Here is a 330-nt window from a genome sequence, read left to right on the forward strand (position 1 = left end):
AAAGCGGTACGCGAGCTGGGTTCAGAACGTCGTGAGACAGTTCGGTCCCTATCTGTCGCGGGCGTAGGAAATTTGAGAGGAGCTGTCCTTAGTACGAGAGGACCGGGATGGACGTACCGCTGGTGTACCAGTTGTCTCGCCAGAGGCATCGCTGGGTAGCTATGTACGGAGGGGATAAGCGCTGAAAGCATCTAAGCGCGAAGCCCCCCTCAAGATGAGATTTCCCAGTATGTAAGACCCCTTGTAGACGACGAGGTTGATAGGTTCGAGGTGGAAGTGCGGCAACGTATGCAGCTGACGAATACTAATCGGTCGAGGGCTTAACCAAAA

General features: G+C 54.2%; 1 rRNA gene. It reads left to right on the top strand.

The window, feature by feature from the left end:
- A 23S ribosomal RNA gene (locus AB4114_RS35980) occupies positions 1-328 on the top strand; the annotation flags it as partial.
- Between the last annotated feature and the right edge of the window lie 2 nt (positions 329-330).

The organism is Paenibacillus sp. 2RAB27 (assembly GCF_052115445.1).
Lineage (GTDB): Bacteria > Bacillota > Bacilli > Paenibacillales > NBRC-103111 > Paenibacillus_E.